The sequence below is a fragment of the Arcobacter sp. F155 genome, from assembly GCF_004116455.1.
Lineage (GTDB): Bacteria > Campylobacterota > Campylobacteria > Campylobacterales > Arcobacteraceae > Halarcobacter.
This window is the reverse complement of sequence record NZ_PDJU01000001.1, coordinates 149,347-173,304: the sequence shown is the minus strand read 5'-3', so window position 1 is coordinate 173,304 and position 23,958 is coordinate 149,347. Positions and strand designations below refer to the sequence as shown.

Annotated in this window: 26 protein-coding genes; 20 read left to right on the top strand and 6 right to left on the bottom strand. The window is 28.7% G+C overall.

The genetic code is table 11. The features are described from left to right. Positions 1-94: 94 nt before the first annotated feature. Positions 95-1,444, top strand: a complete 1,350-nt coding sequence (radA, locus tag CRV03_RS00850; protein ID WP_129083246.1) for a DNA repair protein RadA — start codon at positions 95-97, stop codon at positions 1,442-1,444. Positions 1,445-1,481: 37 nt separating this feature from the next. Here radA and CRV03_RS00845 read toward each other — a convergent pair whose 3' ends face one another. Next, on the bottom strand, positions 1,482-1,886 hold the full coding sequence (locus CRV03_RS00845; RefSeq protein ID WP_129083245.1) for a thioesterase family protein: 405 nt from the start codon (positions 1,884-1,886) through the stop codon (positions 1,482-1,484). Between the two features lie 113 nt (positions 1,887-1,999). Here CRV03_RS00845 and ybeY point away from each other — a divergent pair, with 113 nt between their 5' ends. Together ybeY and CRV03_RS00835 are read left to right on the top strand one after the other, a co-directional pair. After that, positions 2,000-2,419, top strand: coding sequence for an rRNA maturation RNase YbeY (gene ybeY / locus CRV03_RS00840; RefSeq protein WP_129083244.1), 420 nt, complete (start codon positions 2,000-2,002; stop codon positions 2,417-2,419). Next, the gene (locus CRV03_RS00835) at positions 2,420-3,337 is read left to right on the top strand and encodes a calcium/sodium antiporter (protein WP_129083243.1); all 918 of its coding nucleotides are present in this window, start codon (positions 2,420-2,422) and stop codon (positions 3,335-3,337) included. A 12-nt stretch (positions 3,338-3,349) separates the two neighbouring features. Here CRV03_RS00835 and CRV03_RS00830 read toward each other — a convergent pair whose 3' ends face one another. After that, positions 3,350-3,754, bottom strand: coding sequence for a Fur family transcriptional regulator (locus CRV03_RS00830; protein ID WP_129083242.1), 405 nt, complete (start codon positions 3,752-3,754; stop codon positions 3,350-3,352). A gap of 196 nt (positions 3,755-3,950) precedes the next feature. On the opposite strand from CRV03_RS00830, the gene CRV03_RS00825 reads away from it, so the two are divergent. From CRV03_RS00825 to CRV03_RS00745, 17 genes are all read left to right on the top strand, one after another. Continuing rightward, complete coding sequence (locus tag CRV03_RS00825) at positions 3,951-4,388, top strand: DNA starvation/stationary phase protection protein (protein ID WP_129083241.1); 438 nt, start codon at positions 3,951-3,953, stop codon at positions 4,386-4,388. A 93-nt stretch (positions 4,389-4,481) separates the two neighbouring features. Continuing rightward, positions 4,482-5,135 (top strand): ferritin family protein, encoded by a 654-nt coding sequence (locus tag CRV03_RS00820; RefSeq protein WP_129083240.1) that lies wholly within the window; start codon positions 4,482-4,484, stop codon positions 5,133-5,135. A gap of 47 nt (positions 5,136-5,182) precedes the next feature. Then, positions 5,183-6,721, top strand: coding sequence for an endonuclease/exonuclease/phosphatase family protein (locus CRV03_RS00815; RefSeq protein ID WP_129083239.1), 1,539 nt, complete (start codon positions 5,183-5,185; stop codon positions 6,719-6,721). Then, positions 6,711-8,018, top strand: coding sequence for a murein biosynthesis integral membrane protein MurJ (murJ, locus tag CRV03_RS00810; protein ID WP_129083238.1), 1,308 nt, complete (start codon positions 6,711-6,713; stop codon positions 8,016-8,018). Before CRV03_RS00815 ends, murJ begins: the two co-directional genes overlap by 11 nt. Before the next feature lie 39 nt (positions 8,019-8,057). After that, positions 8,058-9,767 (top strand): ABC transporter ATP-binding protein, encoded by a 1,710-nt coding sequence (locus CRV03_RS00805; RefSeq protein WP_129083237.1) that lies wholly within the window; start codon positions 8,058-8,060, stop codon positions 9,765-9,767. Positions 9,768-9,828: 61 nt separating this feature from the next. After that, a complete protein-coding gene (locus tag CRV03_RS00800) occupies positions 9,829-10,887 on the top strand; it encodes a quinone-dependent dihydroorotate dehydrogenase (RefSeq protein ID WP_129083236.1) in 1,059 nt (352 codons plus the stop codon). An 87-nt stretch (positions 10,888-10,974) separates the two neighbouring features. Next, positions 10,975-12,234 (top strand): pitrilysin family protein, encoded by a 1,260-nt coding sequence (locus tag CRV03_RS00795; RefSeq protein ID WP_258238960.1) that lies wholly within the window; start codon positions 10,975-10,977, stop codon positions 12,232-12,234. Between the two features lie 20 nt (positions 12,235-12,254). After that, positions 12,255-13,142 (top strand): 4-hydroxy-tetrahydrodipicolinate synthase, encoded by an 888-nt coding sequence (gene dapA / locus CRV03_RS00790; RefSeq protein WP_129083234.1) that lies wholly within the window; start codon positions 12,255-12,257, stop codon positions 13,140-13,142. Next, on the top strand, positions 13,142-13,921 hold the full coding sequence (locus tag CRV03_RS00785) for an enoyl-ACP reductase (protein WP_129083233.1): 780 nt from the start codon (positions 13,142-13,144) through the stop codon (positions 13,919-13,921). Before dapA ends, CRV03_RS00785 begins: the two co-directional genes overlap by 1 nt. Then, positions 13,921-14,463: a CDP-diacylglycerol--glycerol-3-phosphate 3-phosphatidyltransferase gene (pgsA, locus tag CRV03_RS00780; protein WP_129083232.1), complete on the top strand. Its 543-nt coding sequence runs from the start codon at positions 13,921-13,923 to the stop codon at positions 14,461-14,463. The genes CRV03_RS00785 and pgsA overlap by 1 nt, the downstream gene beginning before the upstream one ends. A gap of 15 nt (positions 14,464-14,478) precedes the next feature. Further along, on the top strand, positions 14,479-15,534 hold the full coding sequence (gene rseP, locus CRV03_RS00775; RefSeq protein WP_129083231.1) for an RIP metalloprotease RseP: 1,056 nt from the start codon (positions 14,479-14,481) through the stop codon (positions 15,532-15,534). A gap of 4 nt (positions 15,535-15,538) precedes the next feature. Continuing rightward, on the top strand, positions 15,539-16,216 hold the full coding sequence (locus CRV03_RS00770; protein ID WP_129083230.1) for a YggS family pyridoxal phosphate-dependent enzyme: 678 nt from the start codon (positions 15,539-15,541) through the stop codon (positions 16,214-16,216). A 119-nt stretch (positions 16,217-16,335) separates the two neighbouring features. Then, positions 16,336-17,028, top strand: a complete 693-nt coding sequence (locus tag CRV03_RS00765; protein WP_129083229.1) for a DUF4198 domain-containing protein — start codon at positions 16,336-16,338, stop codon at positions 17,026-17,028. Between the two features lie 5 nt (positions 17,029-17,033). After that, positions 17,034-17,468 carry a carboxypeptidase-like regulatory domain-containing protein gene (locus CRV03_RS00760; RefSeq protein WP_129083228.1) on the top strand — a complete coding sequence of 145 codons (435 nt, stop codon included), beginning with the start codon at positions 17,034-17,036 and terminating at the stop codon, positions 17,466-17,468. Positions 17,469-17,705: 237 nt separating this feature from the next. Continuing rightward, on the top strand, positions 17,706-19,205 hold the full coding sequence (locus CRV03_RS00755) for a hypothetical protein (RefSeq protein WP_129083227.1): 1,500 nt from the start codon (positions 17,706-17,708) through the stop codon (positions 19,203-19,205). A gap of 95 nt (positions 19,206-19,300) precedes the next feature. Continuing rightward, positions 19,301-20,086 (top strand): hypothetical protein, encoded by a 786-nt coding sequence (locus CRV03_RS00750; protein WP_129083226.1) that lies wholly within the window; start codon positions 19,301-19,303, stop codon positions 20,084-20,086. A gap of 10 nt (positions 20,087-20,096) precedes the next feature. Beyond that, entirely contained in the window at positions 20,097-20,753 is a 657-nt protein-coding gene (locus CRV03_RS00745; RefSeq protein WP_129083225.1) for a flagellar biosynthesis protein, read from the top strand. Between the two features lie 7 nt (positions 20,754-20,760). Here CRV03_RS00745 and trpC read toward each other — a convergent pair whose 3' ends face one another. The 4 genes from trpC to CRV03_RS00725 are packed head-to-tail and all read right to left on the bottom strand — an operon-like array spanning position 20,761 to position 23,907. Further along, complete coding sequence (gene trpC, locus CRV03_RS00740) at positions 20,761-21,552, bottom strand: indole-3-glycerol phosphate synthase TrpC (RefSeq protein WP_129008105.1); 792 nt, start codon at positions 21,550-21,552, stop codon at positions 20,761-20,763. Further along, entirely contained in the window at positions 21,549-22,844 is a 1,296-nt protein-coding gene (locus tag CRV03_RS00735; RefSeq protein ID WP_129083224.1) for a hypothetical protein, read from the bottom strand. The genes trpC and CRV03_RS00735 overlap by 4 nt, the downstream gene beginning before the upstream one ends. Further along, positions 22,820-23,200, bottom strand: a complete 381-nt coding sequence (locus CRV03_RS00730; protein ID WP_129083223.1) for a YkgJ family cysteine cluster protein — start codon at positions 23,198-23,200, stop codon at positions 22,820-22,822. Before CRV03_RS00730 ends, CRV03_RS00735 begins: the two co-directional genes overlap by 25 nt. After that, complete coding sequence (locus CRV03_RS00725) at positions 23,197-23,907, bottom strand: tRNA1(Val) (adenine(37)-N6)-methyltransferase (protein WP_129083222.1); 711 nt, start codon at positions 23,905-23,907, stop codon at positions 23,197-23,199. The genes CRV03_RS00730 and CRV03_RS00725 overlap by 4 nt, the downstream gene beginning before the upstream one ends. Between the last annotated feature and the right edge of the window lie 51 nt (positions 23,908-23,958).

Below are 23,958 nucleotides of genomic sequence, written 5' to 3'. Positions count from 1 at the left end.
ACATTAATACTTTTTTTATTACAGTTTGAAATATTTTTTCTTTTCTTAAAAAAACTTAACTATAATTGCATTTAGATTTAAGAAGGAATTACTAATGGCAAAAAAGAAAACATCACTTTTTGAGTGTCAAGCATGTGGAGAACAAAGTACAAAGTGGCTTGGCAAATGCCCTAACTGTGGGTCATGGGATAGTTTTATGGAATTAAACCAAGAACAACAAGAAGTTTTAAAACAAACTTCTAAAGTTATAAACACAAGTTCTAAAGCAACTCCTATTACAGATATTAAACAAGATGATGTTGTAAGATTTTCTTCAAATAACGATGAATTTGACTTAGTTTTAGGTGGAGGAATAGTTCCAGGAAGTTTAACTTTAATCGGAGGAAGTCCTGGAGTGGGAAAATCTACACTGTTACTAAAAGTGGCAGGTTCTATTGCAGCAAGTGGTAAAAAAGTTTTGTACGTTTCAGGAGAAGAGAGTTCTGGACAAATAAAACTTCGTGCTAATAGATTAGATGCAAATCATAAAGAGCTATTTTTATTAAGTGAAATTAAACTTGAAGAGATACAAGATGAACTATTAAGACAAAATTATGATGTAGTAATTATTGATTCAATTCAGACAATTTACTCTTCAAACCTAACAAGTGCACCAGGAAGTGTTTCACAAGTTAGAGAAATCACTTTTGAGCTTATGAGAAAAGCAAAAGAGTCTGATATTGCTATGTTTATTATTGGACACATTACAAAAGATGGTTCTATTGCAGGACCAAGAGTTTTAGAACATATGGTTGATACTGTTTTATATTTTGAAGGTGAAGCAAGTAAAGAGTTACGTATGTTAAGAGGCTTTAAAAATAGATTTGGTTCAACCTCTGAAATAGGTATTTTCGAAATGACACAAGAGGGACTAATCTCAGCAAAAGATATTGCTTCAAAGTTCTTTGATAAAACAAAAGCACAAGCAGGTTCAGCCTTAACTGTAACCATGGAAGGAACAAGAGCCTTAATCATAGAAGTTCAAGCTTTAGTTACTGAAAGTACTTATCCAAATCCCAAAAGAAGTGCTACAGGATTTGATGCAAATAGATTAAATATGCTTCTAGCACTCCTTGAAAAGAAAATTGATTTGCCATTAAATCACTATGATGTTTTTATAAATGTTTCTGGTGGAATAAAAATCAAAGAGAGTTCTGCTGATTTAGCTGTTATTGCAGCTATTATTTCTTCTTTTAGAGATAGACCTATTTCAAAAGAGTCTGTATTTATTGGTGAAGTTTCACTAACAGGTGAGATTAAAGATGTATATTCTATTGATTTAAGACTAAGAGAAGCCCAAGCACAAGGTATTAAAAAAGCAGTAGTTGCACAAAAACCAAATTTAAAACTTGATTTAAAAGTTTTCCCAGTAGACGAAGTTTCTAAAATGATTGAATTATTTTAGATTAATATTTTGATTGAGCTTCTCTAAGCTCAATCAACTATTTCCCTACTCTTTTATTTGCCCCAGACATTAATCTATCTTTTGTAACAATTGCTCTAGTATGAGTACACTCTCCTACTTTTCCAGCACTATCAAAAGCCTCAACCTCAAACTTATATAGTTTACCTTCCATTCCTACAAAAGTTGCCGTTGCTTTTACTATATCACCTTCAAGTGTAGGTGCAAGATGTTTTAAGTTAACTTCTACACCAACAGATAACTGCCCTTCTTCATAAAAAGGTATTAATATTTTTGCAGATGCACACTCCATAAGTGCTGTAAGTCTAGCCGTTGCAAACACTTCTGGGAAGTCATCTTCCTTTGAGATTTCTAAATTTTTTGCTAAGTCTGAAGCTTTTACTTTAAACTCAATAGTAGCTTGTGTACCTATTTCTAATTCCATTTTTGCTCCTAAAAAATTTTATTGAAATATTGTAGCAAAATTTTTCAAAATATTTTTTATTGGCTACTTTATGATTTTTTGGGTATAATCCGCGAAAATTAAATGGATAAGAAATGATTGATTTAGATAATCAAACAGACATAACAGTCGACACTTCTTCTTTAGAAGAAATTACGAAAGAAGTAACTTCAAAAGATATAGAACTAATAATTGTAAAAAATGAAGAGATTCAAGTTTTAAATAAAGAGCATAGAAATATTGATAAAGCAACTGATGTTTTATCTTTTCCATTAGAGTTTGATATGCCAAATATGCCATTAGGATCAATTGTTATTTCTATAGATTTTGTAGATGAAAAATCAAAAGAGTACAAGCATAGTTTTGAAGATGAATTAAAACTTTTGTTTATTCATGGATTACTTCATTTAGTAGGCTTTGACCATGAAGTTGATAATGGTGAGCATCGTCAAAAAGAAGAAGAGTTGATTAAGAAATTTAATTTACCAAATAGTTTAATAGTAAGGAACTCATAAATGGATTTTTTGATATTTGTAGTATCAATGGGAGCACTAATTTATGGTGCAGAGTTTATCATACAGCAAAGTGAAAAAATTGCACTTCACTATAATATTTCACACTTTGTTATAGGTGCAACTCTAATTGCTTTAGGTACAAGTTTACCAGAAATGGCTGTTTCAATGTCTGCTTCAATGAAAGGAAGTGGTGATATTGCTGTTGCAAATGTAATTGGAAGTACAATTTTTAATATTGCTATGGTTTTAGGTGCTGTTTTTCTTCTTGCTAAAAAAATCACTCCAGATAGAGATTTATTTGCAAAAGATTCAGCATGGTCACTTTTCCCTATTTTAGTATTTATTCTTATGGCAATTGATGGGAAACTAAATATTGTAGATGGTATTTTATTCCTTTGCTTAATGGGAGCATATTTATTATTCTTAATAGGTTCAAATCAAGTTGATGACATAGATGAAGAATTAGCAAAAGAGAAGTTTGCATGGCCTAAAACTTTAGCTTTATTAATTGTTGGTTTTGTGTTTGTAGTAGTAGGTGCAGATTTTGCTATTGATAGTGCAGGAAATATTGCAAGATCATTTGGTATTAGTGAGTGGGTAATTGGATTATTCTTAGTTGCATTTGGTACATCTTTACCAGAACTTACTATCTCTATTAAATCAGCTTTAAATAATAATGCTGATTTAGCAATTGGAAATATTATCGGTTCAAACGTTGCAAACTTTACAATGGTATTAGGTGTGAGTTCAATAGTTAATACTTTAAATGTTGATTTAAGTAAAAACTTCTTTGATATTGCTGCTGCGTTTATAGTATCACTTATGTTAGTATTTATAACTGCTAATAAACTTTATAATAAAAGTGCTGGTATTGTATTAATAGTAGTACTTGGATTAGTTATTCAAAATAGTCTTTAAGACTATTTTGAACTATTTCTGACAAGATTTACAAAGTCCAGAAAAAACTACATCTACATTTTGAATTTGAAATGCAGACTCTTCTTTAATTGAGCTTTGTAATATTGATGTATCTATTGTAATATCTTCTATCTTTCCACATGAAGAACATACTAAATGAGAATGCTCTTCTTTTGCTAACTCATAAACTGATTTAGCTTCAGGAATTTTTACTTCATTTAAAAATACCTTTTCTACCATAGCATTTACATTTTTGTAAATTGTTGCAAGAGAAATAGAAGGAAATTTTTCTAATAATTTCTTATAAAGTTCATCAATATTCATATGTCCATTAGAGTATAGCTCTTCAACGATTGCAACTCTTTGTGGAGTTACTTTTAAATTATACTCTTTTAATAATAGTGAACTATTCATCATCTTTTCAACCTTTCCTGCTTAGAATAATACTAAAAACTTTTTTAGTTTCTTATTTGCAGAGTTTTATATTGTGAATAATATACAAAAAATGTAAAATAGATTTTATTAATTAATTTTAGTAGAAGATAATAATTTTCCTTTAAGGTTTACTAAACTATAATTATCAAAAGAAAAAAATTATCCATAGGAGAATATTATGAAAAAACAAATTAAACAATTAAAAGTATTACAAGCAAGTTCGCTAGTTATGTTCACAAAACTACATAACTATCACTGGAATATCAAAGGTATGCAATTTTTCCCAATCCATGAAATGACAGAAAAAATGTATGAACAATTTAGCACACTATATGATGATTGTGCAGAAAGAGTATTACAATTAGGAGATAAACCTTATGTATTACTAGGTGATTTAGAGAAAAACTCTTTAATTAAAGAAGATAAAAAAACTGACTTTACAGCTGAATATGTATTAAAAAATATTTTAGCTGATTTTGAGACTCTATTAAAAGAGTTTAAAAAATTATCTAAAATAGCAGATGAAAATGATGACACTACTACAGTTGCTTTTGCAGATGACAATGTTGCTCATTTAGAAAAAAATATTTGGATGATAAAAGCTACTCTATCTTAATATTCATTCTTAAGCTTAGGTGAACTATAATTTTCTCTAATAATAGTTCACCTTATAAATCTATTTAATATTAATATGCAAAGGAAAAAATTAATGAGACAATATGAATCGTTCAGATGTAATAAATGTGGTAATGTAGTAGAAGTACAAAAAGTTGGTGGTGGAGAACTTCACTGTTGTGGTGAAAAAATGGAAATGATTACTGAGAACCTAACTGCTGTAAATCTTATGAAAGCCTTTGCTGGTGAGTCTATGGCAAGAAATAAATATGAATATTTTGCAAAAATTGCCCAAAAAGAAGGATACAGAGATATCGCTGCACATTTCCAAAGAGCTGCAGATAATGAAAAAATGCATGCTAAACTTGAATTAAGAGCCTGTAACGAATTACTTACAGGAAAAGAGTTTGGAGATACAGCTGAAAACCTAAAAGTTGCAATTGCAGGTGAAAGTTATGAAAATGAAACTATGTACCCAGACTTTGCAAAAATTGCTAAAGATGATGGTCACAAACAAATCTCAACTATGTTAAAACTTATTGGAAATATTGAAGTTGAACATGAAAATATGTATAAAGAGCTACTTGCAAGACTTGAAGCAGGTGAAGAGTTTGTAAGTGAAGATGAAGAGGAAGAGTGGATTTGTGAAGTTTGTGGACATGTTCATAGAGGTAAAAAAGCTCTAAAAATGTGCCCAGTTTGTAAGCATCCACAAGAGTATCAATCAAGATTAAATAGCAAAAAATAATTATTAAATCAATTCTTTGATAAAATATCTTCTTTTAGGAGATATTTTTGATAAGAGTTTTTACCTTTTTATTTTTCTTACCCATACTACTGTTGGCTAAAGAGTTTTCACTAGCTTCATATAATGTAGAAAACTTTTTTGATTTAAACTATAACAAAACAGAGTATAAAGAGTACAAACCCAATACAAACACTAACTGGAATAAAAAAACCTTTCAAATAAAACTAAATAATATTGTAAAAGTTCTAAAGGATTTAGATGCAGATATTGTTGCTTTGCAAGAGATTGAAAATAAAGAACTACTAAAACTTCTTCAAAAAAAACTTCCAAGATATAAATATATATCTTTTAGTAAATATTCAAATGCAAGTGTTGGATTAGGCTTTTTAAGTAAAATTGAAATAGTAGATGAAAAAGCTATTAATATAAAATTTTCTAATAAAATATACAGACCTATTTTAGAAACAACCTTTAAATTAAACAACAATGAGTTCAAAATCTTTAATAATCACTGGCCATCAAAAAGAGTAGCAGAGAGTTTTCGTATAAAGTTTGCAAAAAAACTTTTTGATAGATTAGAAAATCTTCCAAGAGATTATGACTATATTTTATTAGGTGATTTTAACTCAAACTATAATGAATATGAAACAATTTTTTATGAAAAAAGATTAAATAATACAAATGGGGTAACTGGTATAAATCATGTTTTAAACAGTTTTATAAACAATCATTTAGTAACAGTAAATGACATGAAAGACTCTTCAAAACTACTTCACTATAACCCTTGGCTTGAACTAAACATACCTGAAAGATTTTCAAGTAAATTTAGAGGAAGAAATATAACTGCTGATAATTTTCTACTTCCTATTTCCATGTTTGATACAAAAGGGTTTATATATAAACAAAATAGTTTTAAAGTATTTAAACCAAAATATCTGTATAAAAACAAAAGAATAAATAGATGGCAAGTAAAAAATAGAGTCCAAAAAGGAACTGGGTATTCTGACCATCTTCCTATCATAGCAAAGTTCACTACTAAGCCTCAAAAAAAAATAGAAGTTCCAAATATAAAGATGATAAGAGACCTATACAAAATAGAAAAGCTCAATGAATCAATTACTTTAAAAAACTGTATTGTTCTTTTAAAACACCAAGAGTTTGCAATAATCAAACAAAAAAACAGTAGAGCAATCTTAATCTATAAAAATATCGAGAACTTAAGCGAAGGTTTCTCCTATGATTTAAAGATAGAACAAATAAAAACATTCAAAGGATTAAAAGAAGTTATTGATTTTGAAATAGTAAACTACAATGGAAAAATTTTAGAGTATAAACAGCTTTATAAAAAAGACTTAAATTTATTTAATATAAAAAATCAAAATGAGATAATAACAGATATAAAGGGTACCTACAAAAAAGGCTATTTATATTTTGATAATAAAAAAATAGCAATTTATTTCAAAAATAAAAGTTTTATTCCTAAAAATGGCTCTTCTATTATTATAAAAAGAGCACAATTAGGATATTATGTCAACAAAATTCAATTAGTAGTATTTAATAAAAGTGATATAATATATGTTAATTAAGTCAATATTTACAAACAGTAGTGGTATTTTAGTTTCTAGGATTTTAGGATTTATAAGAGATTTACTAACTGCTTCAATCTTAGGTGCAAATATCTATTCAGATATCTTTTTTGTAGCCTTTAAATTACCAAACCTTTTTAGAAGAATATTTGCAGAAGGAGCTTTTACACAAGCTTTTATTCCTTCTTATGCAAAATCAAAATATAAAATTAGATTCTCTTCAATTATATTTTTGCAACTGTTCGCATTTTTGATTTTCTTATCCCTTGTAGTAACTTTGTTTTCAACTCTTATTACAAAAGCTATTGCTTTAGGTTTTGATGAACAAACCATAAATCTAGCTGCACCACTAGTGGCAATAAATTTTTACTATTTACCACTTATTTTTGTAGTAACATTTATGGCTGCACTTTTACAGTATAAACACCATTTTGCAACTACAGCCTTTTCAACAGCTTTATTAAACTTAGCACTTATAGCAGCACTTTTAATATCTAAAGATTTAGAGAAATATGAAATCACTTTTTACCTTTCATATGGTGTATTAGCAGGTGGATTTTTACAAGTATTAGTTCATCTTCTTGCTGTAAAAAAATATAATCTATGTAAAATATTCACTTTTAGAAAACACAAGAAAAAAGAAGAGAATAGATTTTATAAAAGCTTCTTTGGGGCAACACTTGGAAGTTCAACTGCTCATATCTCAGCTTTTTTAGATACTTGGCTTGCTTCATTCTTAGTTAGTGGTTCAATTTCGTACCTTTATTATGCAAATAGAGTTTTTCAACTTCCCCTTGCTCTTTTTGCTATTGCAACATCGGTTGCCCTATTTCCTATGATTGCAAAAGCGATAAAAAACAAAGATGAAAACAGAGCTTTAAAACTTATGAAAAAATCTTCTATCATACTTATAGGATTACTTTCTCTTGCAACTTTAATAGGAATAGTTTTTGACAATGAAATTATTTGGCTTTTATTTGAAAGAGGAGCTTTTAGTAGTACTGATACAACAAATACTGCACTTATTTTAACAATGTATTTAATTGGTCTTTTACCCTATGGTTTAGCAAAGATTTTTTCACTATGGCTTTACTCACATGAAAAGCAATTTTTAGCTGCTAAAATCTCTATGAAAGCATTGGCTTTTAATATTGTATTTTCATTACTTCTTATAAAACCATATGGTGCAGCTGGACTTGCTTTTGCAAGTACACTTAGTGGTTTTATTCTTTTAATACTTACATTAAAAGAGTTTGGTTTAAAAAATCTTAAAACATTGTATTTTAGTAAAATTTAGATATAATATTAACTTTTTAAAACAAAATATAGGACTATAATGAAACAATTTTTTAAATATTACTTACCTTATTATAAAAACTACAAATTAAAAATATTTTTTGCTTTAATAGGTATTTTAGGGGTTGCAGGAGGAAGTGCTGGACTTGCTTATATTGTAAAACCTTTACTTGACCAAGTTTTCATTGAAAAAGACCAGCAAATGCTTTATATAGTACCAATTTTATTAATTGTTGTACAAACGGCACAAGGTGTTGGTAAATATATTCAAATCTACTACACTTCATATATTGGACAAGATATAATCAGAGTTGTTAGAGATAAACTACTTGCACATATTTTGACTTTAGATATAGACTTTTTCCAAAAGAAACATGGTGGAGAGCTTATTTCAAGAGTAACAAATGATATTAATAAAATCCAATCTGCTGTATCAAGTCAAATAGCAGGTATGATTAGAGAGTTCTTAACAATTATTGCTTTAATTGGTGTTGTTATTTATCAAAGTGCAGAACTAGCATTCTATGGACTTGTAGTTATGCCTTTAGCTATTTATCCACTTACAGTTTTAGCAAAAAAGATGAAGAAACTTTCATTTAGATCTCAAGAAAAAGCTTCTGATATTACATCACATTTAAGTGAAATTTTCAACAATGTTGAAATCATAAAAGCAAACTCAACAGAAAGAACAGAGCTTGACAAATTTGAAAAACACAATAAAAAGTTTTTTGATATCAATATAAAATCAGTTAAAACATCAGAGCTAACTTCTCCTTTAATGGAGTTTTTAGGTGCTATTGCAGCAGCTATTGTTATAGTTTATGGTGGTAGTTTAGTAATAGAAGGTGAAATGACAACAGGTACATTTATGTCATTTATTGCAGCACTTTTTATGCTTTATGCACCAATTAAAAGATTATCAACAATCTATAATAAACTTCAAAGTGCTATTGCTGCCCATGAAAGAATTCTTTCTGTTTATGAGATTAAACCTACTATTTTGACAGGTGAAAAAAATATTCCTTCAAAGGTTCAAACAATTGAATTTAAAGATGTAGAACTAAAGTATGATGACTTTGTTGCTTTAAAAAATATTAAACTAAATGCTATAAGAGGTGAAAAAGTTGCCCTTGTTGGAGATAGTGGTGGAGGAAAATCTTCACTAATTAATCTTCTAATTAGATTTTATGATACAAGCAAAGGTCAGATTCTATTTAATGACACTTGTCTTAGGGATATCTGTATTAAAGATTTAAGAAAGAATATCTCTGTTGTTACTCAAAGAGTTTATATCTTCAATGATAGTGTTGCTTCAAATGTTGCATATGGTGAAGAGTTAGATGAAGAAAGAGTAATTGAAGCTTTAAAGCAAGCCCATGCATTTGATTTTGTAGAACAACTTGAAAATGGTATTCACACTACTTTAGATGAGTTTGGGACAAACTTAAGTGGTGGTCAAAGACAAAGAATTGCTATTGCAAGAGCATTATATAAAAACCCTCAAATTCTTATACTAGATGAGGCAACATCAGCCTTAGATAATGAGAGTGAATCTATTATTTCTGAAGTTATAGATGAAGTATCTCAAGATAGATTTGTTTTTGTTATTGCACATAGATTAAGCACAATTAAAAATGCTGATAAAATAGCCGTATTTAGAAAAGGTGAAATAGTTTGTGTAGGTAATGAAGAAGAGTTATTAAATAATTGTAAAGAGTATCAAAGACTTTACAATCTTGCAAATATCTAATATCAAGTTTTTTTCAATACTTTTTAGATAAAATGTTGAAATTTCATAAAAAAGGAAATATTTGTTTACCTATAACACATTAAAGAAAATATTATTTTTGTTTCAACCTGAAACTGCTCACCATTTGGGAGAGTATGGATTAAGAGTTTTACCTAACTGTAAATTGCTTAATAATTATATGGTAAAGAAAAATTTTGTGATGAGCCCAAAACTTACACAAGAAGTTTTTGGCATTGAATTTAAAAACCCAGTAGGACTTGCTGCAGGTTTTGATAAAAATGCAACTATGATTAAATCTATGCCTGCACTTGGATTTGGTTTTACTGAAATTGGAACAATGACTCCAAGAGCTCAAGATGGAAATCCTAAACCAAGAATGTTTAGATACCCTGAGCAAAAATCAGTTCAAAATGCAATGGGATTTAACAATGAAGGTTCTGCAAAAGTATTAGAGAACTTAAAAAAAGTTTATCCTTTTACTATTCCTGTTGGTGCTAATATTGGTAAAAACAAAACAACACCAGAAGAGCATGCTCTTTTAGATTATAAAGCTTTAATTAGAAAGTTTAAAGACACAAGTGATTATTTAGTAATAAATATTTCTAGTCCAAATACTCCTAATTTAAGAGATTTACAAAATGAAAAGTTTATCAATGAGTTATTTGGTATGGCTAAAGAGCTTACAGATAAACCAATATTTCTAAAAATCGCTCCTGATATGGAAGTTGATGTAGCAATTGAATTATGTAATACAGCTGTAAATGCAGGAGCTGCAGGTATTATTGCTACAAATACAACAATTGATTATTCACTTGTACCAAACTGTCAAGACTTTGGTGGTTTAAGTGGTGAATGCTTAAAAGAAAAGTCTAGAGACCTGTTTGCTGAAATTGCAAAAGAGTTATATGGAAAAACAGTTCTAATCTCTGTTGGTGGTATCTCAACAGGAGAAGAAGCATACAAAAGATTAAAGCTTGGAGCAACACTTGTTCAAGCTTATTCTGGACTTGTATTTGAAGGTCCTTCAATGGTTAGAAAAATCAATGAAGAGATTTTAGAACTTATGCAAAAAGATGGATTTAATAGCATTTCTGAAGTAATTGGTTCAGATTTAAAATAGAAAAAAATAGGAAAAGATATGAGTATAAAAAAGTTTAGATTATTTATAACATGCTTTTCACTATTCATTATTTTTACGGGAGAGTTAATGGCTAATAGTTTATTAAAATATCATACTAAAACATTAGATAATGGCCTAGAAATTGTTGCTATACCGATGGACAATGGTTCAAACGTAGTTTCTACAAATATTTTCTACAATGTAGGAAGTAGAAATGAAGTTATGGGTAAAAGTGGAATTGCACATATGCTTGAACACTTAAACTTCAAATCTACAAAAAATTTAGAAGCTGGTGAATTTGATGAAGTTGTAAAAGGTTTTGGTGGAGTTAATAATGCTTCAACATCATTTGATTACACAAAATATTTCATCAAATCAAGTTCAAAAAACATGAACAAGTCTTTAGAGCTTTTTGCTGAGTTAATGGAAAATTTAACATTAAAAGATGAAGAGTTTCAACCAGAAAGAGATGTAGTAGCAGAAGAAAGAAGATGGAGAACTGATAATAACCCAATGGGATATTTACAGTATAGACTATTTAATAACACATATATCTATCATCCATATCACTGGACTCCTATTGGATTTACACAAGACATCAAAAACTGGACAATTGAAGATATTAAAGATTTCCATTCTACATATTATCAACCAAAAAATGCAGTTATAGTTGTAGCTGGTGATATTAGTAAAGAAGAAGTTTTTGAAGCTAGTGAAAAGTACTTTTCAAATATTAAAAACAAAAAAGAGATTCCTGAGACTATTCATACAGTAGAACCTGTACAAGATGGTGAAAAGAATATTACTATCTATAAAGATAGCCAAGTTGAAATGCTTGCTGTTTCATATCATATTCCAAACTATAAACATGAAGATCAAGTTGCACTAAGTGCATTAAGTGAACTTCTAAGTTCTGGGAAAAGCTCATATTTACAAAAAATACTTGTAGATGAAAAAAGATTAGTTAACTCTGTTTATGCTTATAACTTAGAATTAACAGACCCAGGTGTTTTTCTTTTTGTAGCTGTTTGTAATGAGGGAATCAAAGCAAAAGATGTAAAAAAAGAGATTGATACAATCATTCAAAACATCAAAGATGGAAAAATAACTAAAAAAGAAGTTGAAAGAATTAAGATAAATACAAAAGCTGATTTTATTTTTTCACTTGAAAATTCAAGCTCTGTAGCTTCACTTTATGGTAGTTACTTTGTAAGAGGAAATGTTAAACCTCTTTTTGAATATGAAGAGAATATTGAAAAACTGAAAAGAAAAGATATTTCAAAAGTTGCAAAAAAATATTTAACAAAGAAAAATTCAACAACAGTTATATTAAAAAAAGAAAAATAATTTACGAAGGGAAGAAATATATGGAAATTATTACTGGTGCAATGACCGCTTTAATAACACCATTTAAAAATGGAAAAGTAGATTTAGAAAAATACGAATCTCTAATTAAAAGACAAATTGAACAAGGTATTGATGTAGTTGTTCCAGTGGGAACAACAGGAGAAAGTGCTACTTTATCACATGCTGAACACAAAGACTGTATCTCTGTAGCAGTTGCAACTTGTAAAGGAACAAACGCTAAGGTTATAGCTGGTGCTGGTTCAAATGCTACACATGAAGCTTGTGATATTGCAAAACACGCACAATCAGTGGGAGCAGATGGACTATTATCTGTTACACCATATTATAATAAACCAACACAAGAAGGTTTATACCAACACTATAAAGCAATTGCAAACTCTGTTGAGATTCCATTTATGCTTTATAATGTACCTGGAAGAACAGGTGTAGAAATTGAGACTGATACAATTGTAAGATTATATGATGATATTTCAAATATTTATGCAATCAAAGAAGCAAGTGGTTCAGTAGAAAAAATCGTTGAGCTACAATCTAAAAGAAAAGATTTAGTAATTGTATCAGGTGAAGATGGTATTGACTTCCCTATTTTAGCAAGTGGTGGTAAAGGTAATATTTCTGTAACAGCTAATATTTTACCTAATTTAAAATCTAAGCTTGTTCACTCTGTTTTTGACGGAGACTTTGCAACTGCAAAAAAAATCAATGAGGATTTATTTCCTCTAAACTCTGTACTTTTCTGTGAAAGTAATCCTATTCCAATTAAAGCAGCAATGTATATTGCAGGATTATTAGATACATTAGAGTATAGACTTCCTTTAACTGTACCAAGTGCAGAAACAATGAAAAAATTAGAAGAAACTTTAAAAAACTATGAGGTGATTAAATAATGAGTAACGAAATGAAAGGTAAAACTTTAGTAATTTCTGGTGGTACAAAAGGTATCGGTAAAGAGTGTGTATATAAATTTGCAAGTAATGGTGTAAATGTAGCTTTTACATATAACTCTAATTCAGAAATTGCTGAAAATATATGCAAAGATGTTGAAGAAAAATTTGGCGTTAAATGTAAAGCATATCCTTTTAATGTTTTAGAACCAGAAAAATATAAAGAATTATTTTTAGAAATTGATAAAGACTTTGATAGAGTTGACTTCTTTATTTCAAATGCAATGATTTATGGTAGAGCTGTTGTTGGTGGATATGGTAAATTTATGAAACTAAAACCTAGAGGATTAAATAATATCTATACTGCAACAGTAAATGCTTTTGTATGTGGTGCACAACAAGCAGCTAAAAGAATGGAAAAAGTTGGTGGAGGAGCTATTGTTTCTTTATCTTCTACTGGAAACTTAGTATATATTGAAAACTACTCAGGTCACGGTACAAATAAAGCAGCTGTAGAAGCTATGGTTAGATATGCTGCAACAGAACTTGGAGAGATGAATATTAGAGTAAATGCAGTATCTGGTGGTCCTATTGATACAGATGCTTTAAAAGCATTTACAAACTATGAAGAAGTTAAAGCTAAAACTGCTGAATATTCTCCATTAAATAGAATTGGTCAACCTGAAGACCTAGCACAATCTTGTTACTTCTTATGTACAAATGATGCTTCATGGGTTACAGGTCATACACTAATCGTTGATGGCGGGACAACGTTTAAATAATGTCTAAAGCCTTAAACTTACCAAATGCTTTGGCTCTTTTCAGAATAGCATTAGCCCCGCTAATGCTATGGTTCTTAGTGGAAAGAGACTTTTCTCTTTTTGCTTCTTGGCACCCTTCTTGGTTTGATTACTTTGCTGGTTTAATTTTTGTAATTGCATCTGTTACTGATTTCTTTGATGGTTTTATTGCTAGAAAATGGGATCAAATGACAAAATTAGGTGCAATTTTAGATCCACTTGCAGACAAAATGTTAATGCTTGCTGGATTTATTGGTCTTATGATTATTGATAGAGCTTCTGCTTGGGCAGTATTTTTAATACTTTCAAGGGAATTTTTTATCACAGGACTTCGTGTTGTTGCTGTAAGTGAAGGTAAAAGTGTTGCTTCTACAATGGCAGGAAAAATTAAAACTGTTGTTCAAATGATTGCTATAGGGTTCTTAATTATGAACTGGCCATTTGCAACTGCACTTTTATGGATTGCAGTAATTTTAACTTTATATTCTGGATATGAATATTTAAGAGATTACTATAAGATATAACCATAAGGAAAACAATTGGGTACTATAACTTTTTTACTTGTACTTTCATTTTTAGTATTCTTTCATGAGTTAGGACATTTTTTAGCTGCAAGATACTTTGGAGTAACTGTAAATGTTTTTTCAATTGGATTTGGAAAACAAATTTACTCTAAAGTATGGAGAGGAACAAGATGGCAAATTGCTTTAATTCCTCTTGGTGGTTATGTTCAAATGAAAGGTCAAGATGATACAAAACCTGGTCTTCATGAAGATGGAAGTGACTCATATAACAATAAAAAGCCTTGGCAAAGAATAGTTATACTTTTTGCAGGTCCTTTTGCAAACTTTATTCTTGCTGCTATTTTATACTTTGTAATTGCCCTAGCAGGTGCAAACTCTTTAAGCCCTACTGTAGGAAAAGTTCAAGAAAACTCTCCTGCTCTTAAAGCTGGAATTAAAGCTGGTGATGAAATTATTAGAATTAATGACACTGAAGTTAAAACATGGGAACAAATAGGTGAAACTATCACTTCTACAAATGGTGCCTTACAATTTTATATAAAAAGAGATGGACAACTTATTTCTAAAGTTATTAATCCTCATATCTCTGATGCACAAAATATGTTTAGGGAAAATATCAAAAAAAGAATGATAGGTATCTCTCCTGCGCCAAAAGTAGTAACAATTTACCATGACCCAATAAGTGCTATCTCTTTTGCTTGGGATAAAACAGTTGAATCATCTAAAATGATTTTCTTAGGAGTTCAAAAACTAATTCAAGGAATAATTCCAAGTAGTGAAATTGGTGGAGTGATTACTATTGGAAAAGTTATCTCAGATGCAAGTGAATCATCAATAATTGCCCTACTTGCAATTACTGCTTTGATTTCTGTTAACTTAGGAGTATTAAACTTACTTCCTATTCCAGCTCTTGATGGTGGACATATTATGTTTAACCTATATGAGATTATTGCAAGAAGAAAACCAAGTGATAGAGTATTTATGTATTTAACTATCATGGGATGGGTAATTTTAGCTTCACTAATGCTTCTTGGTATATATAACGATATTAATAGATTATTTTTAGGATAAATAAATGGATAAAACTAAAGCTGTAGAAAATTTAGACAAAGTTATTTCAAAAGTAGAAGCTGCAAGACTTAGAGTATCTGAACACCATATTGTAAAAATCATTGGTATTTCAAAATACTCTACTAGTGAAGATGTAGCCACTTTATATAGTGCTGGTCAAAGAGCTTTTGGGGAAAATAAAGTTCAAGATTTAAAACAAAAATCTACTGACTTAGAAGAACTTCCTCTTGAATGGCATTTTGTAGGAAGACTACAAAAAAATAAAATCAATAACTTAATTGATTTAAACCCTACTTTAGTACAATCACTTGACTCTTTAGAGTTAGCTCAAGAGTTAAATAAAAAACTTGAAGCTAAGAATAAAAAGATGTCATGCCTACTTCAAATAAACTCAGCAAAAGAAGATAGTAAAACAGGTGTTATGCCAGAAGATGCTATTGAAATATATGAGAAGATTTTAAATGAGTGTCCAAATATAAGACTTAAAGGTGTTATGAGTATTGGGGCACATGTTGAGGATAGAAATATTATAAAAGACTCTTTTACTACTACAAAGTCTATTTTTGACGAACTAAAAAAACATGGAGCAAAATATTGTTCTATGGGAATGAGCTCAGATTTTGAACTAGCTATTGCTTGCGGTTCAAATATGATTAGAGTTGGTTCAACACTATTTAAATAAAAGATTTTTTCTTTTATTTAAATCTCCTTGTTCTAAAAATACACAAGATTCTCAAAATTCTATTGCTTCTTTAATCTTTTTCAAATAAAATCCATCAAAATTACATTTGAAGGAATATAATGAAAAAACTTACACTTTCACTACTATTATCTACTGCAACACTGTTTGCACACCAAATTACTGCACAAAAAGCAGAAAACAACACATATAAAGCAAGTTTCTGGGCTCATGGAGAGTTCCAAGAATATAAATCAAGTCAATTAAAAGGTGCTTTAGCTTTTGATATTAACAACAAAGAGATTAATACAGGAATCGATTACTCAAAAAAACAACCTGTTTTATTAACTGCTAAAAAACCTGCGATGATGAGTTTAATCTTTGATGCTGGTTATTGGGTTAAAGGTGAAAATGGATATGAGAATGTTGACCCATCAAAATATGATGGTATCGTTTACAATACTCTAAAAAGTATTAAATATGGAAAAAGATTCTTTGACTGGAATGAAAGTTTTCTAAAACCATCTGGACTTCCTCTTGAGGTTGTACCTTTAATTAATCCACTTACAATAAAAGTTGGTGATAAACTACCTGTACTTGTTATTAAAGATGGAAAAGCTTTAGAAGGTGCTGGTTTTGAAACATCTGATTATGAAGACTTAAATATAAAAACAAATAAATATGGTATTGCAAATATCCCTGTAAAATCAAAAGGTTTACAAATTATTGCAGCTCAATACTATACAAGTGAATTAAGTGACCCAAAAGTAAGTAATATCACTATTCAAAGTAGTATCTCATTTGAAGTTAAGTAATTATGTTGTTTAAAACTCTATTATTTACTTTTATATTAAACATTTCACTATTTGCCCATGGTGTATTCTATGATATTGTTGATGGTGCGGTAGGAGTTAGAGTAACTGCACCAAACAATATAGCAATTGATAATGCAAAGGTTACTATTTATGCTCCTGAGAGTTCACTTCCATTTACAAAGGGTAAGACAGACCTAAATGGAAATTTTGCATTTATTCCAGATTCACATGGTAAATGGAGAGTTGATATTGATGTTCCTAGTGACCATGGTTCACACCTAAAAAGTTTTCATATTACAGTTGATGAAAACAAAAATGTAAAAGAGTTTGAAAAAACTCCATATGATAGATACCTAAATATGATTTCTGCTTTAGGTTTCTTATTTGGTATTTTTGGACTAATTACATTAATAAAATCAAGAAAAAAAGATACAAATTAATTTTTGTATCTTTAAAAAAATAACTATTTATATAACTTTCTTTTTTATTTATTCTAATTATTATTAAAGAACATTTTTCATATTTTCAAATAGCTCTTATACTCCTATATATAGCTTCTTCAGTAGTATTTTACATTTATAACAAAAAACTTTTAATTTGTAAATAAAAGTGTAAAATAAAATATGGTACAATCTTTATAATTTTATGAATATTTATAAATATTTTAAAGGCACTTAATGGATAATGTAATTGATGTTAAAAAATGGTTGACTAAAAAAGGAATAGAAAATTTTACTATTTCAGAAGATTTATATATCACTGTTCACGGTAGTGTAAATCTTGAAGGAAAAATTGATGAGCCAGAACTTCCTGTAAAATTTGATGTTGTAGATGGATATTTCAATGTGTCAAACAATAATTTAACAAGCCTAAAAGGTTCTCCTAAAAAAGTAGTAAGAGACTTTAACTGTTCACATAATCAATTAACATCACTTTTTGGTGCTCCAAATGAAGTTGGAGACTTTGACTGTTCAAATAATGAAATCAAAAATAACCTTTCATATGGACCAAAAGAAGTTGCTGGATATTATAACTGTTCGAATAATAGATTAGAGTCTATTGAGGGTGCTCCAAGAAGTATTACAAACTACTTTAACTGTTCAAATAATGTAATTACATCTTTAGAAGGTGGACCAAAATATGTAGAAGGTACTTTTGACTGTTCTAAAAATAGATTAGAACTTTTAAGAGGTGGTCCAATTACTGTTGGTCAAGACTATGTGTGTTATTGGAATCAACTTAAAAACCTAAATGATATTGCAGATGAAATTTCATGGAATCTATTTACTGATATCTCTTTAAACCATATTTCTAGAAACTTTGATGAAGAAAAGAAGATGTGGAAATATAAAGGTGAAGAAGTTATTGGTCACATCTATAAACCACTTCTTGCCTTAACTACAAGAGATGAAGTAGAAAGATGGCTTCATAGAATGGGTATCAAAAAATATCATGTTTTACCAGATAACTCAGTAAGAGTTCATGGAGATGTAAGACTTGCAGGAAAGTTAGAAAACCTTTCAAAACTTCCCCTTAGATTTCATGAAGTTGAAGGTGACTTTGATGTAAGTGATAATGAACTTACAACACTTGAAGGAAGTCCAAAAAGAGTTGATGGAGATTTTTTAGCCTTTAAAAATGAATTAGTTTCCCTAAAAGGTGGACCAATTGAAGTAAATAAAAACTTCATTGTATTAAGAAACAACATTACATCTTTAGAGTATGCACCAGTAAGAGTAAAAGAAGACTTTATTTGTTCACACAATCCTGTTAAATCTTTAGTTGGATTAGTTGCAGTTGGTGGATATGTATTTACAAATGTTTATGTTGAAGATGTAAAATCTCAAGAGTTTGTTTATAACACTGTTAAAACTTATAAATATAAAGGTGATAGCCTTATTGCTTATATTGAAAAAGAGTTTAAAGTATTAACAGAAGAAGAGCAAGTATTTGAAAGAACAAGAAAAAACCTTCAAACTGTTATTGGTAAAATGATAAATAACGATACTCTTAAAAAAGAGATGATTAACGATACTTTAATTAATAACCTTACAAAATATAACTTAGATGATTTAAAAGAGATGGTTTTACTTATTAAAAACCCTCCTAAAACTGAGGTTAAAAAAGAACTTAGTGAAAGTGAAATTCTAAGTAAAGTATTTGAAGAAGAGCTTTAATAGTTCTTCTTTTCTTCTAAAATATAACTAAAATAAATATATTTAATAGCTTCTTTTTGATAAAATAATTTCCTAAATCATTTAAAAGGAAATACATGAAAAAGAGTATTCTACATTCTTTAGTTCTTTCATTATTAGCTTTACTGTTTGTTGGTTGCGGAATCAATAAAGTATATAATGTTGAGACAAAAAACTTCTCTACAAAAACTCAAAACCAAACTGTTTACAATGCAATTATCCAATCAGGAAAGTTTCTTGGATGGAGTATGAAACAAACTGATGAAAATACGATTATTGGTAAACTTGTAATCAGAGACCATGTTGCAAAAGTATCTATCTCTTTTGATAAAGACTCTTACTCAATAAAACTTCTAGAAGCAGAAAATTTAAACTATGATAGTTCAAAAAATACTATTCATAAAAACTATAATGGATGGGTAAGAAACTTAGAAAATCAAATTGATGCTAAGTTAACTCCTTTAAAGATGACTTCTTCTTTAATTGAGGCAGAAAAGTTATCTAATGAGTATAAGAAAAATCCCTTAGATGCGGGAAATAATAAATACAAACCTATTTATAATGTTGTAAATAAAAAAATTAATAAAAACTATAATTCACTATCTAAAATAGAAGAAAAAATTCTAAATGCAGGAGAAAAGATTAGCTGGGTTATGAGCAAACAAGAAGATGGCTTTATCTTAGCAAAAGTTGTAAGAAGAGTTCATACAGCTTTCGTTAGAATTGATTATAGTTTAAATAGTTATAGTATCACTTATATTACAAGTGAAAAGTTAGGTGCAGATACTCATTATAATATTCATAATAACTACAATATCTGGATTAAAGAACTTGAAGAAGAAATAGACTTCTCTCTACAATAAAAGGTAAAACATGAAGATTAAAAATTTATTATTAGCATTAATTCCAATCTCTTTAGTATTTATTCTAAGTGGTTGTGCAATCAAGCGTGGTGAAGTAACTATCAAGCAAGAGGCAAAAGAAACAAAAGTAAATAACAACTCACAATTAAGTGTTTTTATAAAAGAAGTAAAAGATAATAGAAGATTTGAATTTAATCCTAGAGACCCAAATATTCCATCTTTAAGCCCTGATGAAATTAATACTAAAGAAGTACAAGCAAGAGCTATAGCAAGAAAAAGAAATAGCTATGGTAAAGGATTAGGTGACATTTTATTAAAAGAAGGTCAAACGGTTAGTTCTTTAATGAAAGAAAATATTGAAATAGCTTTTTTAGAATCAGGATATCAAGTTATTAAAGATGAAAAAAATATTACTACTGATACTAAGATTGTAAATGTTGATATAAATAAGTTTTGGACTTGGATGACACCTGGTTTTTGGGCTATTACTTTAAGTACAGAAATAGCTACAAACTTAAAGATAAACACAACAAAAGAAAATGAAATAAATGTCTTTACAAAAGGTTATTATCAAACAGGTTTAGAAAGCAATTTTGTAGAAGTAATTAAAAATGCATTAAAACTACATATAAAAGAAGTTAAAACAAAAATAGACAAAATGCCTTAGCGTAATCTTACGCTAAAGCATTTTTGAAGCTTTTTAGCTCCTCCTCAATACTTGGAACTCTCATAAAGTGTTCCCCAATTAAAAAGGCATCTGCTCCTATTGAATTTAATCTTTTAATAGTCTCAATATTTGAAACCCCTGATTCAGCTACAATGATTTTTCCATTTGGAATCATTGGAATTAATTCATCACAAAGATTCATATCCATTTCAAATGTTTCAAGATTTCTATGATTGATACCAATAATATTTGCACCACAATGCATAGCTTTTTTTAAGTCTTCTTTATCATGTATTTCAACTAATACTTCTAAACCTAAATGAAGTGCATACTCATAAAGCTCTTTTAAATCTTTTGTACTTAAACTTTTTGCAATAAGTAAAATAAAGTCAGCTCCATAAACTAAAGCTTCTACGATTTGATACTTATCTAAGATAAAATCTTTTCTAAGAACTGGTGTTGGAACATATCTTCTTATTTGAGTTAAATACTCTAAATTTCCTTGAAAATAATGTGGTTCTGTTAAAACAGAGATTGCATTTGCTCCATTTGCTGAATACTCTTGTGCAATAGCTAAAGGATCAAAATCCTCTTTTATAACACCTTTACTTGGACTTGCCTTTTTTACTTCAGCAATAATTCTAATTGGTTCTTCTTTTGTAGATGTTAAATATGGCTTTACATCTCTTGGAGGAAATGGATTAGCACTTAAACTTCTTCCTAACCAATCTAGAGAATACTCTTTTTTTCTTCTCTCAACATCTTCTAACGTTCTTCTATTAATTTCATCTAATATCACTTACTACACTCCTTAATTTTTTCCCAGTGAGTTCTAATCTCATCATCATTTAATCCAGCACTATCAACAACTTTTTGCATATTGATTTTTGCATTTTTACAATCTTTCAGTTTATACTGTCCCCATGCTAAAGAATCAATATATGCTAAATTATTTGGTGCTTTTTCCAAAGCTTTTTCAACTAATTTAAGTCCTTTTTTTACATCAATATCATAGTCAATTAAAATATAACCTAAATAGTTCTGATAAATGTGATTATCCAATACTGCTAAAACATCTTCAAATTTTTTAATTACGCTTTTTAAAACTTTTTCTCTATCTTTGGCAACTTCAAACTCTAACATTGCAACTTGTGCTAGATAGTCTAAATTACCTGTTCTTTTATATAACTTTTGTACTAATTCATAAGCTTTATTTGACATTCTTGCATTTTGATATAGAGATAAAAGCTTTTCATCATTTGCTTTTGTCTCTTCTAAAAAAGCAATTGCTTCGTTAATATCTTTCTTCTCTAAATAATACATTAGAAGTTTGTAAACTTTATCTACTGTATATTTGTTTTTATCATCTTCTTTAAAACTTATATATGTTCTTTTTAAAACTGAGATAACCCCATTAATATCTTTTTGTTCTTGATAAAAACCAAGTAGTTTTGAACATACTAAATTATCACATCCGTAAACTTTTAAATGAGATTCTAAATAGTTTATAGCATCTTCTTTCTCATTTAAATATGTGTACATTACATCAACAAGATTTAATAAAGTATTTGAAGTTAACGTTGACTCATAAACCTCTTCAAAAACATCTTTTGCTTTTTCATAATCTTTTTTTAATAAATAGATATTAGCTAATAGCTCTTTATTACTATCCGTATCATATCTTTTTAGTAAATCATCCAGTACAACTTTTGCTTTATCTACTTGTTTTGTTTGCATTAAAGACAAGATATAAATCTTTGAAACTTTATCTTCATTTTTTTTGATATGCTCTTTATTAGCTTCTACTATTGTAATAATATCTTGATAGTTTTTTATAGAAAAAGCTAATCTTGAGTATTCAAATAAATACTCATCATTTAATGTTTTATTAAAAAGATTTAAAAATAGTATACTTGCTTTTTGTCTATTTCCTTGTTTCATATACTCTAAAGCATGTAAAATTAATTCATTCTCATTTTCATATGCTTTATATTTATAATCATACTTTATTAGGTTGCTGGTTTGAGGAACGCAACCAAAGAAAATAAATATAATTGGTAATAAAACTAAAGCTCTTTTATAGCTGGACACTCTTTTATAACCTCTTCTTTATTTGTTTTAAAATATTCCCAAAAAGGAAATGTTCTACACTGAGTAGGTCTTGCTTCGTAAATACCACACTGTTTCTTTTCTAAATCAAAAAAGATACAGGCATAATTGTTTTCTGCAAGTTTTCTCTCTTTGATACTATATCTATAACCTCTTTTTTCAATATACTTTGAAGCTAACTCTTCTATTGAAATATTTAGATGATTTTTTAAATACTCAATCTCTTGTCTTGAAATCCAAATATTTCCACTTTCACCAATACAGCAGTTACCCTCACAAGAGTCACAACCTTTTGGATTAAATGCAAAATCATAGCCATCTTTTTTTATTAAACTCATACTTCTACTTTTATACTGTGTGTTGAAGATTTTTTATAAATCTCTTGTACTTCTTGGGTAAAATCTTCATCTTCAAAAACTACTACTGGTTTTAAAACACTAAGTAATGACTTAGAGTTCTTTCTAGCATATACTAAAACCAAAGTAGCATCTTTATCCTTTTTTGGATGAACAAACTGCAACGACTCAATATTTAATCTATACTCTTTTAAATAAAAAATAATCTCATTTAACTGCTTAACATCATAGCAAAAAAAGAACTTACCATTACTTTTTAATATTTTTGAAACTTTTTTAATAAAATCTCTTAAAGGCATATTATCATTGTATCTTGCTATTCTTTTAATCTCATTTTCACTTTTTATTACATCACTATGATAAAAAGGAGGATTAGAAACACAAATATCAAACTGTTTATCAAAGTTTAACTCTAAAAATGAACCCTTGTGCATCTTAGCTTCTATCTTATTGCAAGCTGCATTTCGTGAAGAAAACTCTTGAAATACATTTTGAATTTCACATTGGTTTAAATTTAATTTTTCATAATCCCTTGAAACTAAAAGACCTAAAATACCACTTCCACTTCCTATATCAAGCAAGTCACCTTTTATATTTTTAAATTTTTCTAAATTTATTGAAATAAAATTATATAAAAAGTGTGTATCACTATTGTAACAATAACCATTACTAGGCTGATATAAAAGCAAATTTACCCCTAAGTATTTTTCTGAGATTATACCCAATAATAGATTTAATTT

What these genes read in the sequence shown, in the direction of transcription:
- radA (WP_129083246.1), top strand. Translation starts at nt 95, where the DNA reads ATGGCAAAAAAGAAAACATCACTTTTTGAGTGTCAAGCATGTGGAGAA.
- CRV03_RS00845 (WP_129083245.1), bottom strand. Translation starts at nt 1,886, where the DNA reads ATGGAATTAGAAATAGGTACACAAGCTACTATTGAGTTTAAAGTAAAA.
- ybeY (WP_129083244.1), top strand. Translation starts at nt 2,000, where the DNA reads ATGATTGATTTAGATAATCAAACAGACATAACAGTCGACACTTCTTCT.
- CRV03_RS00835 (WP_129083243.1), top strand. Translation starts at nt 2,420, where the DNA reads ATGGATTTTTTGATATTTGTAGTATCAATGGGAGCACTAATTTATGGT.
- CRV03_RS00830 (WP_129083242.1), bottom strand. Translation starts at nt 3,754, where the DNA reads ATGATGAATAGTTCACTATTATTAAAAGAGTATAATTTAAAAGTAACT.
- CRV03_RS00825 (WP_129083241.1), top strand. Translation starts at nt 3,951, where the DNA reads ATGAAAAAACAAATTAAACAATTAAAAGTATTACAAGCAAGTTCGCTA.
- CRV03_RS00820 (WP_129083240.1), top strand. Translation starts at nt 4,482, where the DNA reads ATGAGACAATATGAATCGTTCAGATGTAATAAATGTGGTAATGTAGTA.
- murJ (WP_129083238.1), top strand. Translation starts at nt 6,711, where the DNA reads ATGTTAATTAAGTCAATATTTACAAACAGTAGTGGTATTTTAGTTTCT.
- CRV03_RS00805 (WP_129083237.1), top strand. Translation starts at nt 8,058, where the DNA reads ATGAAACAATTTTTTAAATATTACTTACCTTATTATAAAAACTACAAA.
- CRV03_RS00795 (WP_258238960.1), top strand. Translation starts at nt 10,975, where the DNA reads ATGGCTAATAGTTTATTAAAATATCATACTAAAACATTAGATAATGGC.
- dapA (WP_129083234.1), top strand. Translation starts at nt 12,255, where the DNA reads ATGGAAATTATTACTGGTGCAATGACCGCTTTAATAACACCATTTAAA.
- CRV03_RS00785 (WP_129083233.1), top strand. Translation starts at nt 13,142, where the DNA reads ATGAGTAACGAAATGAAAGGTAAAACTTTAGTAATTTCTGGTGGTACA.
- pgsA (WP_129083232.1), top strand. Translation starts at nt 13,921, where the DNA reads ATGTCTAAAGCCTTAAACTTACCAAATGCTTTGGCTCTTTTCAGAATA.
- CRV03_RS00770 (WP_129083230.1), top strand. Translation starts at nt 15,539, where the DNA reads ATGGATAAAACTAAAGCTGTAGAAAATTTAGACAAAGTTATTTCAAAA.
- CRV03_RS00765 (WP_129083229.1), top strand. Translation starts at nt 16,336, where the DNA reads ATGAAAAAACTTACACTTTCACTACTATTATCTACTGCAACACTGTTT.
- CRV03_RS00755 (WP_129083227.1), top strand. Translation starts at nt 17,706, where the DNA reads ATGGATAATGTAATTGATGTTAAAAAATGGTTGACTAAAAAAGGAATA.
- CRV03_RS00750 (WP_129083226.1), top strand. Translation starts at nt 19,301, where the DNA reads ATGAAAAAGAGTATTCTACATTCTTTAGTTCTTTCATTATTAGCTTTA.
- CRV03_RS00745 (WP_129083225.1), top strand. Translation starts at nt 20,097, where the DNA reads ATGAAGATTAAAAATTTATTATTAGCATTAATTCCAATCTCTTTAGTA.
- CRV03_RS00730 (WP_129083223.1), bottom strand. Translation starts at nt 23,200, where the DNA reads ATGAGTTTAATAAAAAAAGATGGCTATGATTTTGCATTTAATCCAAAA.